Here is a 16034-nt window from a genome sequence, read left to right as displayed (position 1 = left end):
CAAAACTTAGCTCATGCTTCCGATGCAGTTTTGCTTTTTTCGCCGTGTTCCCGGCTTCGCGGCTTCGCCCGCAAAACTTTTAGGAGGTTTTAACATGACCCTTGAACGTTCCGTTCCGCTTTCCGTCTTGGATTTGGCGCCTGTCGTAGAAGGCGGGACGCCTGCCGCGTCTTTCCCCCAAACGCTGGAATTGGCCCAGCACGCCGAACGCTTGGGATATAACCGCTACTGGCTGGCGGAGCATCACAACATGGCGGGCATCGCCAGCTCCGCCACGTCCGTCGTCATCGGCTACGTAGCCGGCGGCACGAAACGGATTCGCGTCGGCTCCGGCGGCATTATGCTGCCGAACCATGCGCCGCTCGTCATCGCCGAACAGTTCGGCACGCTGGAGTCGATGTACCCCGGCCGAATCGATCTCGGCCTCGGCCGTGCGCCCGGCTCCGACCAGACGACCGCTCGCGCGCTTCGCCGCGACTTGGCGACGCACGGACAGGAATTCCCCGAGCTGCTGTCCGAGCTCCGCGCGTATTTCAATCCGCCGGCCGATGAATATCGTCCCGTTCGCGCAACGCCGGGCGAAGGGCTGAACGTGCCGATCTGGCTGCTCGGCTCCAGCGGTTTCAGCGCCAAACTGGCCGGCGAGCTTGGCCTGCCGTTCTCGTTCGCGAGCCATTTCGCGCCCGAATATCTCATGCCCGCCATTCATCTCTACCGCAGCAGCTTCCGCCCTTCGGAAGCGCTCGACAAGCCTTATATCATGGTCGGCGTCAACATTGTAGCCGCCGATACGGACGAAGAAGCGAAGCGGCTGGCGACTTCCCAGCAGCAGCAATTCCTTAGCTTAATCCGCGGGCGCCCCGGCAAGCTGAGACCGCCGGTCGACAACATGGATGATCTGTGGCAGCCGCACGAACGGGAAGCGCTGGAATCCAAGTTCAACTTCGGCATCACCGGCAGCAAGGCTGCGGTCGAATCGCGCCTGCAGGAGATTCTCCGGGATACGATGGCCGACGAGCTCATCGTGACCTCCCAAATTTACGATCATGAAGCACGGATGCGGTCGTTTGCACTCATTGCCGAAGCCGGCAGCTTGCAGGCTTCCGTCTAAGAATCAAAAAAAGCACGTCCATGACCGCCACGGGCAGTCATGAACGTGCTTTTTTTTGAGGGAAGGCCTAGCCCGGCCCGCCGATTTAAGAGAGCAGCCGGTCCAGCCAAACGCTCGCATTCTCTTTGAGATTCCCCATTCACCGACAGGCGCTCCTCCCGTAGTTCTAACCCAGCAGCTCCGCACACTGGGCGAAGCTGTCGATCGTCTCCGTCCGCTGCCTGCGCAGCTGCTCCGGCGACCATTTGGCAGGCAATCCCGCAGCGGCAGCCGCCGCCTTCAGATCCTTCTCGATCAGAAGCAGCATCCACAGCGAGAACACGGCCGCAAACCGGGCATATTCCCTTTTAAAGCCGACAGGTTCGACCTTCATGCCGATTATGTCTGCTTCCCGTACATACAGATCCAATAGATACTGCCTCGATACGGCGTCCAACGCCTTCGGAAATACCGGATGCGACAGGTCCAGCACATGATACAAATCCCAATACGGACTGTTAAGGTGGACATGCTCCCAGTCCAACACTTTGACTTCCTCATTCACCAAAGCATAGTTGCCCAGATGAAGGTCGCCGTGAGATAGAACCTGGAGCTTCCAGCCTTCAGGCAGCCCGCCGCCGTCCCTTAGAGGATCCAACACTCGTGCCAGCGATTCGCGGCCGCATGCGATCTCTGCCAGCGCAGCCCGCAGCTCCTCTTCCTGCCTTAGGACATCCCTAAGCAGCACGTCTATCATCGGCTTAGGTCCAAGCAGCGGAGCAGTCTGCAGTCCCTCCGTCGGCAGCGCCTGCCACCGAGCGACCGATGGCATTAACGCCGCGGCCGTCCGAACGGTGAATTCGTGAGAGAGCGGGCCCAAATCCTCGAACAGGCACCAGCAGCCATCGCCTTCACCACCATTTCGGTCTGTCGCCTCCATCGCATCGGCATCGACAGCGCAAGAGGCGGCTTCTTCTTCAGCCAGCATGCCCGCATGACCCCACGACTTCCCCTTGGTCCCCGAGTACGCGAGAAGCCGAGGGTAGATAGGCGGAAAACCCGGCAAAACATGCTCGTATACCCACGCTTCCCTGCCCAGCTGGCTGTCATTGGTCAGCGGCTTGAAGATCACGCTCTCCCCCGTCACGAGAAACAGACGCTCCACACGCTGTCCGTTCATTCCCGTATACAGCGTCTCCCGCCCTGCGACCGACGCTTCATTCAGCGTGCCGTCCGGTTTCACCCACTCGTTCATCCCCATACCTCGCTGCTGCTCCCCTCCGATAACTTCGCTGCCGCGCGATGCCTTGCGGCATAGAACTTGCTTCCGTCGCATGCTAGATCACGATAGGCGATCCGCCTGTTTGCGACGTTCCGCTCCCTGAAGCCGTCCCGCTATCTTGAACCGCAGCCTTGGCCGGGATCGCCGCGCTTTCGCCCGTCTGCAGCTGGTACATTTTAAAGTACCTTCCCCCTAGCGCCATCAGCTCGCGATGATTGCCGCGCTCGACGATCTCGCCCCGATGAAGGACTAGAATTTGGTCGGCATCGCGGATCGTCGACAGCCGATGCGCGATGACCAGCGTCGTCCGCCCTTCGCTGACGACCTTCAGCGCCTGCTGAATCAGCCCCTCCGTCTCGCTGTCGATGCTCGCCGTCGCTTCGTCCAGAATAAGAATGGACGGATCGAACGCGAGCGCCCGGGCAAAGGAGATGAGCTGCCGCTGCCCCGAAGACAATGTGCTTCCTCGCTCGACGACGGGCTCGTTATAGCCTTTCGGCAGCTGCTCGATAAACGACGCTGCGCCGACCTCGCGCAGCGCGCCCTTCACGCGATCCGGCGTAATGTCTTTATTATACAGGCTGACATTGAACATGATGTCGCCCGCGAACAGGAACGGATCCTGCAGCACGATACCCATATGCTTGCGAAGCGACTGCTTCGAGAACGTCCGGATATCCCGGCCGTCGATCGAGATGATGCCCTGCTGCGGCTCGTAGAAGCCGAGGAGCAGGTTCATGATCGAGCTTTTGCCGGAGCCGGTATGGCCGACCAGCGCTAGCGTCTCGCCCTTGCGGGCTTCGAACGAGATGCCCTTCAGAACGTTCTCGCCTTCCTTGTACGCGAAGGTTACGTTATCGAACTTCACGACGCCTTCCGGACGCGCGGTACCGTCCGCTTCCTCCACCTCCGTGCCTTCGATATCCATGATCGCGAATACTTTGTCCGCGGACACGAACGCCCGCTGCGCATTCATCAGCTGGTCGAAGAACCCGATGATCGGCTGGAAGATCCGGCCCAAATAATCGATGAACGCATAGAACACGCCGAATGATATGGACGCGGACGTAAGGGACTCGTTCCCGAAATACCAGATGACCCCGGCCGTCAGCAAACCGCCGATCGTGCCCACGATATTCCGCGACGACAGCGAGAACACCCGGAACTGCTTCACTTGATTGACGTACCGGTCGTTATTCAGCGTCTCGAACTCGGCGATCGTCACCTTCTCCCGGCGGAACGCCTGAATGATCGGCATGACATTGATCATCTCGTTGAACATCGCGTTCATGTCGCTCAGCCTGGCGCGCATGATCGTGATATAAATTTTGGAGAATTTCAGATGCACGTACATGATGACGACGAACAGCGGCGGAAGCAGCAGCGTGAACAGCGCCAGCCGGGCATCCAGGATGAATAGCGCGGTGTAGATGCCGATCAGCTGCACGATGCTCACGACGAAGGTCGCCATGAAGCTCATGAACAAATCGCGAATCGCTTCCGTATCGTTCGCGATGCGGGAGACGACCTGACCGATCGGGGTATTGTCGAAATACCTTACGGGTATGCGGGAAATATGCTTCATTAGATCCATCCGCATATTCTTGATAATGCGCAGCGCGGTGGCTTGCAGCATATACGACTGACTGAAGTTGCAGACGCTGGCCGTCAGCAGCAGGCCCATATACAAGCCCAGCAGCCGCAGAACGGCGCCGATATCCCCTTCGCCTGCGGACAAATGCTTATCGATGATGGTCTTGGCGATATACGGTCCGCCAAGCTCCGCGCCGACGGCACAGCACAGAATGAGGATGGCTGCGATAATACGGTATTTGTAGACGAGCGCATAGCGGCTCAGCCTGCTCGTCGTGGTTGATTTCATCGGACGACCTCCTGACGATGTCACCCCGAAGGGCGCATAGAATGCTTAGTCCTGCAGCCCGGCTTCCATCTGCTGTCGGTCCCATTGCTTCCGGTACCAGCCGCCGAAGTGCATGAGCTGCTCATGCGTCCCTTCTTCCAGAACGCGGCCTTCGTCAAGCACGAGAATCCAGTCCGCATGACTGACGGCAGAGAGGCGGTGCGTTGTAATGAAGGTGGTTTTACCCGCGCGTTCCCGCCGGATATGCTGGAGAATCCGGCTCTCGGTCCGGGCATCGACGGCCGACAGCGAATCGTCCATCGCCAGAATTTCCGCATCCAGCAGGAGCGCCCTTGCGATCGCGAGCCGCTGCTTCTGCCCGCCGGAGAGCATGACGCCGTTCTCGCCGACGATCGTTCCCAGCCCTTCCGGCATGAGCGCGACATCGGAGGCGAAGGATGCCATCTCCACTGCCTTGGCAATCTCCTCGTCCGTCGCATCCGGCTTGCCGAGCGCGATATTGTCGCGAATCGATTTGGACAGCAGCAGATGCTCCTGCGGCACGTACGCGACCCATTGCTTGACACGGTCAAGCAGGATCTCTTCCACCGGGACGCCCGCGATGAACAGCTGCTTCTCCGCGAGCGGATATTGCCGCAGCAGCTGCTTGAGCAGCGTGCTCTTCCCGCTGCCCGTACGCCCGACGACGCCAAGCGTTCCGCCCCGCGCAAGCGTGAAGGAGACGTCCTTCAGGCTCGGATGCTCGGCGGCCGGATACGTGAACGTAAGTCCGCGCATCTCGACCATCTCCGGCACGTCGACATGGACGGGATTGGCCGGGTCAGCCAAATCCGGCTGTTGGACAAGCGACTTCTCCACGCGGTCGGCGGAAGCGTTGCCGCGCTGCAGCACGTTAATGAACTCCCCGAACGAAATCATCGGCCATATGAGCATGCCCAAATAAATATTGAACGAAATCAATTGCCCCAGCGAGATCTCGTGATGAAAGACCAAATACGAGCCATACCCGATGCCGATGGAATAGCTGATCCCAACGATAAGGGAAATGAGCGGCTGGAAGAGCGCGTTCAGCAGCGACACTTCCCGGTTCCGGTCCATGACGCCGGTCGTCACGCCGTCGAAGGCAGCGATGTCCTGCTTCTCCTGGACGTAAGAACGCAGCACGCGGATTCCGGATATCGACTCCAGCGCGTGCTCATTCATTTTGCCGAACGCTTCCTGCGCCGCGAGGAACCGGACTCTCACCTTGCCGCCAAGGTAGCTGATGACGACCGCCAGCAGCGGCAATGGAATCAGCGCGGCGAGCATCAGCCTGTAATCGATCAGCGAGATCATCGTGATGATGACGACGGAGGCGCCGACCAGCGTATTGACGAGCGTCATGACGCCGTAGCCCGCCGTATTGCCGATCGCCAGAATATCGTTCGTGGCGAGCGCCATGAGCTGCCCCGTGCTGTTGCGCTGGAAGAAGCTCGGCTTCATGCGGGTCAGATGCGCCATGAAGCGTCCCCGCAGTAACTTCTCCAGCAGCACGGAGTTGCCGAACAGCGTCGTAATCCATATGTACACCAGCACGTACATGCCGAGCGCCAAGCCGATCAGCAGCAGCACGCTGTGACTAAGCTCCGCTGCGTTCAAGCTGCCTTTTTGAATATCGTCGATCGTATTTCCGATCATTTTGGGCGGAATCGTCTGAAGCAGGTTGACCGTCGCCATGAGCACGATCGCTGCCGTATAATGCAACCATCTTGTTTTGAAAAACCATTGCAGCCGCGTTACGAATGACACGCCGTTTCCCCCATTTCCTTTGCCCTCAAGGGCTTAACTCGATGGAACGCCTTTCCTTCGCGCCGGCAGCCGTTCGCCGCCCGGCCCCTTGCGTCCGGCCAGGAAGACGCCGGCCAGAATAATGGCGAGCCCGGCAAGCATATTCCATCGGATCGACTCGTTCAGAAGCACGCAGCCCCACACCAAAGCCGTCGACGGCACGAGATACGTGACCATGGAGGCGAACTCGGCGCTTCCTTTCTCCACCATGTAATAGAACAACAAATAGGCAATGCCGGAACCGAACGCGCCCAGGCCGACGAGCATCGGCAGCGTGGACATGGATGTCAGGCGCGAGAACGGGATCGATTCCGTCGTTAAGGACATGACCCCGCATAGTACCGCACTGCTGAGCAGCGTCCCATAGGTGATCTGATACGTCGTACAGCCGCGCACGGACAGCCGCTTGGACAGCTGGGAGCCGACGCCGTAGCAGCAAGCCGCAGCCATCATGCCGGCAAATCCGATCCCGTCCACGGACAGCAGCGCGCCGGGCCTGATCCCCAGCAGGACGAGCAGACCGATCATGGCGACGCCGAGGCCGACCCACTGCATACGGCCGGACCGACCGCGGAAAAACGCCATGCCGACGAGCACCGTCCATACCGGCGTGGTCGCATTCAGAATCGAGGCCATTCCGCTCGTAATCCGCTGTTCGCTGAATGCGATGAGCGTCCAGGGCAGCGCCGTATTAATGACTGCCATCGCGAACATCGCTAACCATGGAATCGCGCGAAAGCCGAACGGCTTGCGCAAGGCAAGCATGACGAGCAGCACGACGAGCAGTCCGCAGGTCGAGCGCAGGCACGCGATGGACCACGGCCCGAAGTCGTGCAACAGCATTTTGATGAAATAAAACGACCCGCCCCAGATAAGACTCAAACAGAGAAGCGCGGCATAGACGAGTCTGGGCACCGATACATCCTTCTTTCCTTCATTTCATCCAACATTCAACTTTCAACATTCTTACCGTAAGGCAGGTCCCGGTCCGGCTCGAACCGGAATTCCGCCAGATCGACGACGCCCGCCGGGTTGACGTAGACGCCCTCCTCTTCCAGGAGCGCGCGCTGCATGAACCGCCCCTCGTCGCTGCCGATGGCGATTTCGCCTTTGGCATTAATGACGCGGTGCCACGGCAAATCGTGCTTCCCGCTCATGGAGTGGAGAATGCGCACCACCTGCCTCGCGGCGCGCGGGCTCCCCGCCCGTTCCGCGATTCCGCCGTAGGTCATGACCCTGCCGGGCGGTATGCCCCGAATGATGTTCACTACGTCTGCTGTAAATGGCGTCAATCCTCGATCCTTCCTTTCATGTCGGCGGCAGCGAGACGGCTCATGCTGCTCGAAGCGCGTCCGCGTTACTTTCGTCCGCTTCTTCTCCCTCGCCTTCTCCTTCTCCGCCTGCCAAGCCCCAGTTGTATTTCTAGTATTTCCTAGTATAGCGCACTTCTACCGTGCGTACAGCAGTTTATGCGAAAATATGTTCGCAAAATTTTCCGAAGAAGCTTCGTCTATTTTCCTGATCTACGACTACTTGGATTCAAGTTCAAGCATCCCCGCGCAAGCGGATTTTCCTTCTTCCGCTTCTGCTGGAATTTCATTCCTGACCCCTTCCCGCTTTAGGGTTTGAAGACCTTTTATGCTAAAATGGGGCTATATGAACGTAAGGAGTGTTTTCAATGATAAATGATTTCCAAACGAAGCTCGAACGCTACGCGGCGCTTGCCGTCGAGGTCGGCGTGAACGTGCAGCCGGGACAAACGCTTGTCGTGACGGCCGGCATCTCGTCCGCGCCGTTCGTGCACATGGTCGTGAAGAAAGCTTACGAAGTCGGCGCCAAAAACGTGCACGTCGAGTGGAACGACGACGTCGTTACCCGCACCAAGTACGAGCTCGCTCCGGACGAAGCCTTTACGGAATACCCGCAATGGCGCGCGCAGGGCTGGGAAGATATGGCCAAGGACAACGCGGCTTTCCTTAGCATCATCGCGGCCAACCCCGATCTGCTGAAGGGCATCAACCCGGAGCGGATCGCCAATGCCAACAAGGCAGCCGGCATCGCGCTCAAGACATGGCGTACATACACGATGTCGGACAAAGTGAGCTGGTCGATCGTAGCCGTGCCTTCGCAGGACTGGGCAGCCAAAGTGTTCCCGGACGTTGCGGCCGAGCAGCAGGAGGATGCGCTGTGGGATGCGATCTTCGCGGCGACGCGCATCAACGAGCCGGATCCGGTAGCCGCTTGGAAGACGCATATCGAGACGCTCGATACGAAGGCCGCCTTCCTGAACGAGAAGAAGTACTTCGCGCTCCGCTACACGGGCCCGGGCACGGACCTGACGCTGGAGCTTGCGCCCGGCCATATTTGGATCAGCGCGGGCAGCGAGAACGCCAAAGGCGATATCTTCGTCGCCAACATGCCGACGGAAGAAGTGTTCACCGCTCCGCTTCGCGGCGGCGTGAACGGCACCGTCACCAGCACGAAGCCGCTCAGCTACGGCGGCAATCTGATCAAGGACTTCGTCCTCACATTCAAGGACGGCAAGGTGGTCGACATTCAAGCGGAAGAAGGGCTGGAGGTGCTGAAGAACCTCATCGGCACCGACGAAGGCGCCGCGTTCTTGGGCGAAGTCGCGCTCGTGCCGCACCGTTCGCCGATTTCGGATACGAACGTCATCTTCTACAATACGCTGTTCGACGAGAACGCCTCCTGCCATCTTGCGATCGGCAAAGCGTACGCCTTCTGCATCGAGGGCGGCAAAGAAATGAACGAAGAGCAGCAAATCGCCGCAGGCCTTAACACCAGCCTCGTTCACGTCGACTTCATGATCGGTTCCGCCGAGCTCGACATCGACGGCATCCGCGCCGACGGTTCGGCCGAACCGCTTATGCGCGGCGGCAACTGGGCCATCTAAATCAGGCCGCGTCGCCGGTCGCCGGTTCATGCTCCATTGAAACGAATTACGTCAGACAAGCAAAAACGCTGGGAGGTCCGCAATCGGACTCCCAGCGTTTTGTTTGATTAGAGGGAAAGATTCACTCAGCTTGCCATAAACTCCACGACCGCCGTTACAGCACCTTGGACAGAAAAGCCCGCGTCCGCTCTTGCTGCGGACGCTCGAACAGCGCCTTCGGCTCCCCCTGTTCGATGATGCGGCCCTGCTCCATGAAGAGGACCCGGTCGCCGACCTCGCGGGCGAAGCCCATCTCATGGGTGACGACGACCATCGTCATCCCTTCCTTCGCCAGCCGTTTCATGACGGCCAGCACCTCGCCGACCATCTCGGGATCGAGCGCTGACGTCGGCTCGTCGAAGAGCATGATCTTCGGCTCCATGGCGAGCGCGCGGGCGATCGCGACACGCTGTGCTTGACCGCCGGAGAGCGACGCCGGATAAGCGCCGGCTTTGTCCTCCAAGCCGACCTTGCGCAGCAGCTCCAGCGCCTTGTCGCGCGCCTTTGCCGCCGGCCATTTGCGGACGCGCACCGGTCCCAGCGTGATGTTGTCCAGCACCTTCAGATGCGGGAAAAGGTTGAATTGCTGGAACACCATGCCGAGCTCCGCGCGGACGGCGACGATATTCGTCTCCTTCGCCAGCAGCGGCTTGCCGTCGATGACGATCTCTCCGCCGCTCGGCTGCTCCAGTAAGTTGAGACAGCGCAGCAAGGTGGACTTGCCGGATCCGGAAGGTCCGATGACGACGAGCACCTCGCGCGGCGCGACGTCGAGCGATATGTCCGACAGCACCTCGTGTTTGCCGAACCGCTTCGACACGTTCGTCACTTGAATGATGGGCCTATGTGCCGACGCCATGATCAGGCCACCTTCCTTTCCAGCAGAACCAGCAGCTTATTGAGCGTGTACGTCAAAATAAAATAGATCAGCGCCGCCGTCAAATACGGCTCCCATACCCGGATGTACTGATTCTTCATCGCGCTGCTCCAGTACATGATTTCGGGCGCCGCGATCAGCGCGACCAGCGAGGAATCCTTCAGCAGCACGATAAACTCGTTGCCGAACGCCGGAATCATCCTTCTCACCGCTTGCGGGAGCACGACGCTCCGCATCGCCTGCCATGGCGTCATGCCGATCGACAGCGCCGCTTCCGTCTGTCCTTTGTCGATGGACTGAATGCCGGCCCGGTAGATCTCCGCGGTATAAGCCGCCGCATTGAGCGACAACGCGGTCACCGCCGCCGCGATCGCGTCCGTCTTGCCGTAGAGGAGCGGAATAAGTCCGAAATGCACCATATAAATTTGGACAAGCAGCGGCGTCCCGCGGAAAAAATTAATGTATGCGTGCATCGGCCAGCGCAGGAACCAGTACCGCGACATTTTACCCAAGCCGACGCCAAGCCCAAGTATCGAACCGAGCGCGATCGACGCCAGCGAAATGCAAACCGTGTATACCGTGCCCCGCAGCAGCAGCGGCAAATAATCCCGTACAATATCGAATCTAAAGTCCATGTCCACTCGCCCTTTCGCATTCGCTCGGCTGCAAGAACAGCAAAGGCACGCGCAACGTTCCCGATTACGCATGCCCCGCCGTCGCTTTATCATTTCGTTTCCAGCAAATGCGTCGTGTCCGGTGCTTCATCAAACCATTTCTTGTAGATATCCGCGTACGTGCCGTTCTCGATAACCGCCTTGATCGCCGGGTCTAGCCGCGCCTTCAGCTCGCTGCCCTTCGGATAAGCAAGCCCGTAATACTCCGGATTGAAGTTGACGTCGTCCATGACTTCCTTGTATTTCTTGCCTGGATTGTTCTTGATGTAGTCCCGCACGATGGCGATATCCGCGACGACGGCATCCGCGCCGCCTTGGCCCAGCTCCAGCAGGGCGACGGCGTTGCTGTCGAACTTCTTCAAGTCCGTATTGCCTTCGCCCATGATCTTCGTCATGAGAATATCCGCCGTCGTTCCGCCCTGCAGCGCGACCTTCTTATCCTTCAGGTCCAGCCCGCTCGTGATGTCGCTGCCTTCCTTGACCATGATGACGTTCTTGGATTCGAAATAAGGCATGGAAAAATCATAGGTTTCTCCCCGTTCCGGAGTGATCGATATGCTGGATACCCCGGCTTGGAACTCGGTGCCTTGCTTGACGCTCTCCAGCATCGCGTCCCATGCGACGTTCCGGATCTCATACTTAAGGCCGGCTTCCTTCATCACCGCTGCGAGAAAGTCGATATCGAAGCCCTTTAACTCATCCTTATCCAGAAACTCCATCGGTGCATAGCTGGCATCGCTGGCAAACTGATACGTCTTCTCTTCGGCGGCGTTTCCGCCGGCGACGCCGTTCTCGCTGCCCGCTGCAGTATTTCCACTGTTCCCGCTGCCCGCCGCAGCGCCTTCGTTATTATCGGCGACCTTCTTCGCCCCGCAACCGGCAAGCAGGGCAGCCGATAGAATTGTCACAATACCTAACGCCAATCTTCTGTTCATTTCGCGTCCCCCTCGATAGAATCCGAATTTCAATCCAATCCTATCAAGAATTGTTCGGTTATACAATCCTTTTGTAATATTTATGTTAGATAACATAACATTTATAACACAAAAAAAGCCCGGTCCAACGCGTTGCCGCTGCTGAACCGGACATGTATGTCCGAACCCCGATCTATTCTATTCTTCCTCTTCCCCAAGGGCCATGTTCGGATTAAAGTCCGCCACGACCAGGACATCCATATGCCGGCCTTCCCGCAAGACCGTATCGATGACCGGTTTCTGCTTCAGCCGGCTCCAGAAGCCGCGACCCGACTGCCCCAGAATCATCTGCGTGCTCTTCAGCTCGTTCGCCTTCGCCAGTAGCGCATCCGGAATCCGATTCGCCGCCACGCCGCTCTCGGCCTCGAACGTGCCGCCAAGCCGGGCGACCAGCGCCTTGATCTCCTCGATCCGCTGATCGCAGGCAGCCGAACGCTCCCCTTCGGGACGCACGTAATGCACATGCCAGTCTGCTTTCAGACGGTACGCGATACGGAAACCGCGGCGGATAAGCCGCTCCGCGTTCTTGCTCGTCGTGACGCCGACGAAGATCGACTCGTGGCGTCTCCAAGGTCCGCGCAGCGAGCCGTTGCGCTCCCACGACTCCAGGCGTTCATCCACGTCGTCGGCGATTTCCCGAAGCGCCAGCTCGCGCAGCGCGATCAGGTTGCCGGTCTTGAAGATGCCGGCAAGCTCGCCTTCCACATCCTCGGCCCTGCAAATCTGACCGTCCCGCACCCGCTCCTGCAGCGCGCTTGGCGCCACGTCGATCAGCTCCATCTCGTCCGCGAGGCGAAGGAATTGATCCGGCACGGTCTCCGTGATCGTCGTTCCCGTGATTTGTTCCACGGCGTCCTTCAAGCTTTCCAAATGCTGGACGTTCATCGTCGAGATGACCGAGATGCCCGCGTCCAGCAGCTCGCGGATATCTTCGTAGCGGTGCTTGTTGCGGCTGCCCGGCACGTTGGCATGCGCCAGCTCGTCGATCAGCGCGACCTCCGGATTGCGCGCGATGATCGCCGCGACGTCCATTTCCTCGGCGCCGTTCTCCCCGATCGTCATGCGGGGAACGGACGTCAAGCGGCCGATTTGGGCTTCCGTATCGGGTCTTCCGTGCGCATCGACATAGCCGATGACGACATCGATGTCCTTGCGGAGCAAATCATTGCCCTCGCGCAGCATCATATACGTCTTGCCGGCGCCGGGCGCTGCCCCGACGTATACCTTGAACGTGCCCCGCCGGATGCGCTCGATCTTCTTCTCGACCTCCTGCTCGCTCAGGCGGCGGTACGGCTCGGACGGCGGCTTCTGCACGTGGCGCTTCGTCGGCAGCACCCGCTCGCCCTCATGCTCCGCGCGGTCGGCCATGAAGAACACGTCGATATTGCGCGTCTGCTTCAGCAGGCTGTGGGCGATGGAGCCGTGGCGCAGCTCTTCCGAACGGGTCTGCTTGGAATGGCCCATGACGATGCGCGTCGCATTAATCAGCATCGCATAACGAATCATCGCGCGCGGTACCTGCTTGCGGCCAGAGACGGCAATCTCGCGGAAGCCGGCCCCTACCTTCTCGACCAGCTTCAGGATCGATTTCTTGAACGCCTCGCGCTCCTTGGTCTGCTCCTGGCTCGTATCGTTGAAGACGACGACCTGCAGGTCGCCTCCGAGGCGCTTCGCGATCTGCTGCCCGCGCCGAATATAGATGGAACCGTTGATGTGATACTGCGCGGCGACCAGGATACGCTCGGAGACGCCGGAGGGTCCGATGAACCCTTGTTCCTCGCGGTATTTCTCCAGCGTCTCGTTCACGCCTTCCGCAACCAGGCGAAGGGCCAGCTCGCGCAGCTTACCGACGTTGCCGCGTTTCAACAGCTCCGGATCCTTGACGTTGTTCAGCCGGCCTTCGCTTAGCCTGCTGAGAATGGTCTCCGGCGACGCGTCGATCAGCCGCACCTCGTCCGCCAGCTCCAGCAGATCGGCGGATACGGTGCATTCCGGCGCAATGCCGGTCAGCTTCTGAGCCTGCTCCGTCACGCCTTCCAGCTCGTAAACGTTAACCGTCGTGATGACGCTGATGCCGAGGCTGAGCAAATAACGGATATCTTCGCGCCGCGTCGGAAACTTCGCATCCGGCCTGTTCTCATGCGCCAGCGAATCGACCAGCAGCACTTCCGGATTGCGCGCCACGATCGCATCCAAATTCAAATCCTTCTTCTCCACGTCGCCCTTCATCCAATGGATGCTCGGAATACGTTCAAGATCCGCAAGCTGCTCGACGGTTTCCGGGCGGCGCATCGTCGAAACCGCGCATACGACCACCTCGATCCCCTGCTGCTTGAGCGCTTGGCCCTCGCGCAGCATATGATACGTTTTCCCGGAACCGCTGACGGCGCCGATATAGATCTTGAGACGTCCGCGGTGGATTTTAGAAATGGATAACAGCAACTCTTCCGGAGTTTTACGCCGGTAGCCGGCCATAACAACAAGCCCCTTTCCTGCCTATACCTATAAATTTACATGTTTTCCCGAAACTTATGCCCCGGATGAATACGAGCATCAAAAAAGAAGCCAACGAAAAACGGCCTCTGTTCAGAGGAACGCCTCTCGCGGCTTCCTGGCACATCTTATAATGAAGTGTCCTGTCGCACGCATATTCGTCGCCTCTCTCAGGTCGCTTACGAGGTTAGCTGTCGGATTCGGGCCCTAAGAGCTGCCCTACCCGAGCACGGCTGCCGCAGCGGCCTTGCTCGGGATTCACCCCAGACGGCAAGCGGCGAAGCAAGGCTTCGCATGCTCGAGCTGTCATTGGTTCCCCCGTTTTCCTACTTCGGAAATTCAGCGTAGATGTCACATGGTTTGTTTTAGCACGAATCGTATGTTACGCCTGCCACCGCTTTTTGTAAAGGAATATCACTGGTAATTCGGTCGCCTGTACAGCCAAGCGAGTCGGATATAACGCTTACAATGGCGGCGGGCGCCAGCAATCTCCCGCTATCTCGCTAAATGAACGTTTTTTGTAAAAACGGCAAACGGCGGGGCCAAGGCGATTGGTTTGCGCGGTTGGCTAAGCCAAAACCCGCAGCAATCGTCAGCTTGGAGCCCCGCCGAATCTCGCATGCCAGTGCCTCTTGCTATCCGTTCCCCGTCGCCATCTCTATCCCGCGCAGCACGACCCCGATCAAGAAACCGCAGACCGCGCCATTGACCCGGATCCACTGCAAATCCTGCCCGACCTTGTCTTCGATCAGCTCGACCAGCTGGTCGTTGTCGAGGCGGTCCAGGTTCTCTCTCACGAAGGAGCCGATCCGCACATGGTTGCGCTCGATCAACGAAGCGGCCTGCCCTTTGAGCCATTGTTCGGCATCATGGATCAGCGCTTCGTTCTCTTCCACCCGCTTCAGCAGGCCGTCGAGAAACGGCCATGTCTTCCCGGCGAAATCTTCCGCGTGCAGGAAGGCGATCCCTTGCTCCCGCAGGCGCTCGAACAGCTTATGCAGCTCGCCGTCGAGATCGAAGGCATTCAGCATCTCGTCGCGCATGGCGTCCAGTTGACCCGATTCCGCCAATCTCGTGATCAGGATATCCAGCGCCTCGCGCAGCTTGCCCATGACGATGATGCGACGCTGCGTATCCGGAATCTTCAGCTCGTGAATCTTGGAGAGGACGAACGACTGCAGCATCGTCCCCAATTTGTCTTCCTCCAGATAGCCGATGAACGCGTTCACCGCGAACGACATCAGGCCGCCCAGATTCAATCCTTTGATCAGCGTCATGACCGCGCTGCCGAGCTCGCGGCGCATGCCTTCTGTCGCGATCCACGACTCCGCGCGCTCCAGCAGCAGATCGAGCATCCGCTCGTCCGTGCCGTCGGCCTCCGCTTTGCGCAGGAAGGCTCTCAGCGCCGCTTCCAGGTCGATCCGCTGCACGGCGCCTCGAATCTCGCCGGCCAGCAGCGGCACGATCCGTTCCGCGTCCACGCTGCGGACTGCTCCTTCCAGGAGATCGGGCAGGCGCTCGCTGTGCACCGCCGAATGCACCGCGTTCCGGACTGCCGGCAGCAGCTGCTCCATCAGCTCGAATTGCCTCAGCTTCTCGAGCATGCTCTCCTTGGCAAGCAGCCGGTCTTCCAGCACGCGCACGATGCCCTCCGTCATTTTCTTGCGGTTGCGGGGCAGCAGCGCCGTGTGCGGAATCGGAATGCCGAGCGGATGCCGGAACAGCGCCGTCACGGCAAACCAGTCCGCGAGCCCGCCGATGACGCCAGCCTCGAAGCCGGCATGCAGCAGACCGAGACCGCCGCCGCCGAACGGAAGAGTCGCGGCGAAGCCGGCAGCCATCCCGCCAAGCGACAGATTGGCAAATTGTTTATTTTTCTTCGATTCGTTCGCCATGTTCTTCCTCCTATAATTACCTTCTTACACCATACCATTACGGGCGAACCTGTTGCAAAGGGACCGGCCGACCGCGCCGCCGAAAGC

12 protein-coding genes and 1 riboswitch are annotated in these 16034 nt (G+C 59.3%); of the genes, 2 read left to right on the top strand and 10 right to left on the bottom strand.

The window, feature by feature from the left end:
- Positions 1 to 94: 94 nt before the first annotated feature.
- Positions 95 to 1111 (top strand): LLM class flavin-dependent oxidoreductase, encoded by a 1017-nt coding sequence (locus GT003_RS24265; protein ID WP_161702782.1) that lies wholly within the window; start codon positions 95 to 97, stop codon positions 1109 to 1111.
- A gap of 166 nt (positions 1112 to 1277) precedes the next feature.
- Here GT003_RS24265 and GT003_RS24260 read toward each other — a convergent pair whose 3' ends face one another.
- From GT003_RS24260 to GT003_RS24240, 5 genes are all read right to left on the bottom strand, one after another.
- On the bottom strand, positions 1278 to 2351 hold the full coding sequence (locus GT003_RS24260; protein WP_161702780.1) for a phosphotransferase: 1074 nt from the start codon (positions 2349 to 2351) through the stop codon (positions 1278 to 1280).
- 76 nt (positions 2352 to 2427) lie between these two features.
- Positions 2428 to 4254 carry an ABC transporter ATP-binding protein gene (locus GT003_RS24255; protein ID WP_161702778.1) on the bottom strand — a complete coding sequence of 609 codons (1827 nt, stop codon included), beginning with the start codon at positions 4252 to 4254 and terminating at the stop codon, positions 2428 to 2430.
- A 45-nt stretch (positions 4255 to 4299) separates the two neighbouring features.
- Positions 4300 to 6042 carry an ABC transporter transmembrane domain-containing protein gene (locus GT003_RS24250; protein WP_161702776.1) on the bottom strand — a complete coding sequence of 581 codons (1743 nt, stop codon included), beginning with the start codon at positions 6040 to 6042 and terminating at the stop codon, positions 4300 to 4302.
- 33 nt (positions 6043 to 6075) lie between these two features.
- Entirely contained in the window at positions 6076 to 6996 is a 921-nt protein-coding gene (locus tag GT003_RS24245; RefSeq protein ID WP_161702774.1) for an EamA family transporter, read from the bottom strand.
- 35 nt (positions 6997 to 7031) lie between these two features.
- Complete coding sequence (locus GT003_RS24240; protein WP_161702772.1) at positions 7032 to 7373, bottom strand: MGMT family protein; 342 nt, start codon at positions 7371 to 7373, stop codon at positions 7032 to 7034.
- A gap of 389 nt (positions 7374 to 7762) precedes the next feature.
- On the opposite strand from GT003_RS24240, the gene GT003_RS24235 reads away from it, so the two are divergent.
- Positions 7763 to 8995, top strand: coding sequence for an aminopeptidase (locus GT003_RS24235; RefSeq protein WP_161702898.1), 1233 nt, complete (start codon positions 7763 to 7765; stop codon positions 8993 to 8995).
- A gap of 154 nt (positions 8996 to 9149) precedes the next feature.
- Here GT003_RS24235 and GT003_RS24230 read toward each other — a convergent pair whose 3' ends face one another.
- From GT003_RS24230 to GT003_RS24210, 5 genes are all read right to left on the bottom strand, one after another.
- Entirely contained in the window at positions 9150 to 9893 is a 744-nt protein-coding gene (locus tag GT003_RS24230) for an amino acid ABC transporter ATP-binding protein (RefSeq protein ID WP_170312329.1), read from the bottom strand.
- A 2-nt stretch (positions 9894 to 9895) separates the two neighbouring features.
- Complete coding sequence (locus GT003_RS24225) at positions 9896 to 10546, bottom strand: amino acid ABC transporter permease (RefSeq protein WP_161702770.1); 651 nt, start codon at positions 10544 to 10546, stop codon at positions 9896 to 9898.
- Positions 10547 to 10635: 89 nt separating this feature from the next.
- On the bottom strand, positions 10636 to 11520 hold the full coding sequence (locus GT003_RS24220; protein WP_161702768.1) for a basic amino acid ABC transporter substrate-binding protein: 885 nt from the start codon (positions 11518 to 11520) through the stop codon (positions 10636 to 10638).
- Between the two features lie 177 nt (positions 11521 to 11697).
- On the bottom strand, positions 11698 to 14034 hold the full coding sequence (locus tag GT003_RS24215) for a histidine kinase (RefSeq protein WP_161702766.1): 2337 nt from the start codon (positions 14032 to 14034) through the stop codon (positions 11698 to 11700).
- A gap of 178 nt (positions 14035 to 14212) precedes the next feature.
- Positions 14213 to 14407: riboswitch (cyclic di-AMP (ydaO/yuaA leader) on the bottom strand.
- Positions 14408 to 14687: 280 nt separating this feature from the next.
- Positions 14688 to 15947, bottom strand: coding sequence for a DUF445 domain-containing protein (locus GT003_RS24210; RefSeq protein WP_161702764.1), 1260 nt, complete (start codon positions 15945 to 15947; stop codon positions 14688 to 14690).
- Between the last annotated feature and the right edge of the window lie 87 nt (positions 15948 to 16034).

This window comes from Paenibacillus sacheonensis (assembly GCF_009909195.1).
In the GTDB taxonomy this organism is placed as follows: Bacteria; Bacillota; Bacilli; order Paenibacillales; family Paenibacillaceae; genus Paenibacillus_Z; species Paenibacillus_Z sacheonensis.
Note: the sequence above shows the minus strand (reverse complement) of the source record. Positions and strands in the feature narration are given on the sequence as shown.

Bases quoted from the DNA above. Each gene is read 5' to 3' on its own strand.
- GT003_RS24265 (WP_161702782.1), top strand. From the start codon at position 95: ATGACCCTTGAACGTTCCGTTCCGCTTTCCGTCTTGGATTTGGCGCCT.
- GT003_RS24260 (WP_161702780.1), bottom strand. From the start codon at position 2,351: ATGGGGATGAACGAGTGGGTGAAACCGGACGGCACGCTGAATGAAGCG.
- GT003_RS24255 (WP_161702778.1), bottom strand. From the start codon at position 4,254: ATGAAATCAACCACGACGAGCAGGCTGAGCCGCTATGCGCTCGTCTAC.
- GT003_RS24230 (WP_170312329.1), bottom strand. From the start codon at position 9,893: ATGGCGTCGGCACATAGGCCCATCATTCAAGTGACGAACGTGTCGAAG.
- GT003_RS24225 (WP_161702770.1), bottom strand. From the start codon at position 10,546: ATGGACTTTAGATTCGATATTGTACGGGATTATTTGCCGCTGCTGCTG.
- GT003_RS24220 (WP_161702768.1), bottom strand. From the start codon at position 11,520: ATGAACAGAAGATTGGCGTTAGGTATTGTGACAATTCTATCGGCTGCC.
- GT003_RS24215 (WP_161702766.1), bottom strand. From the start codon at position 14,034: ATGGCCGGCTACCGGCGTAAAACTCCGGAAGAGTTGCTGTTATCCATT.
- GT003_RS24210 (WP_161702764.1), bottom strand. From the start codon at position 15,947: ATGGCGAACGAATCGAAGAAAAATAAACAATTTGCCAATCTGTCGCTT.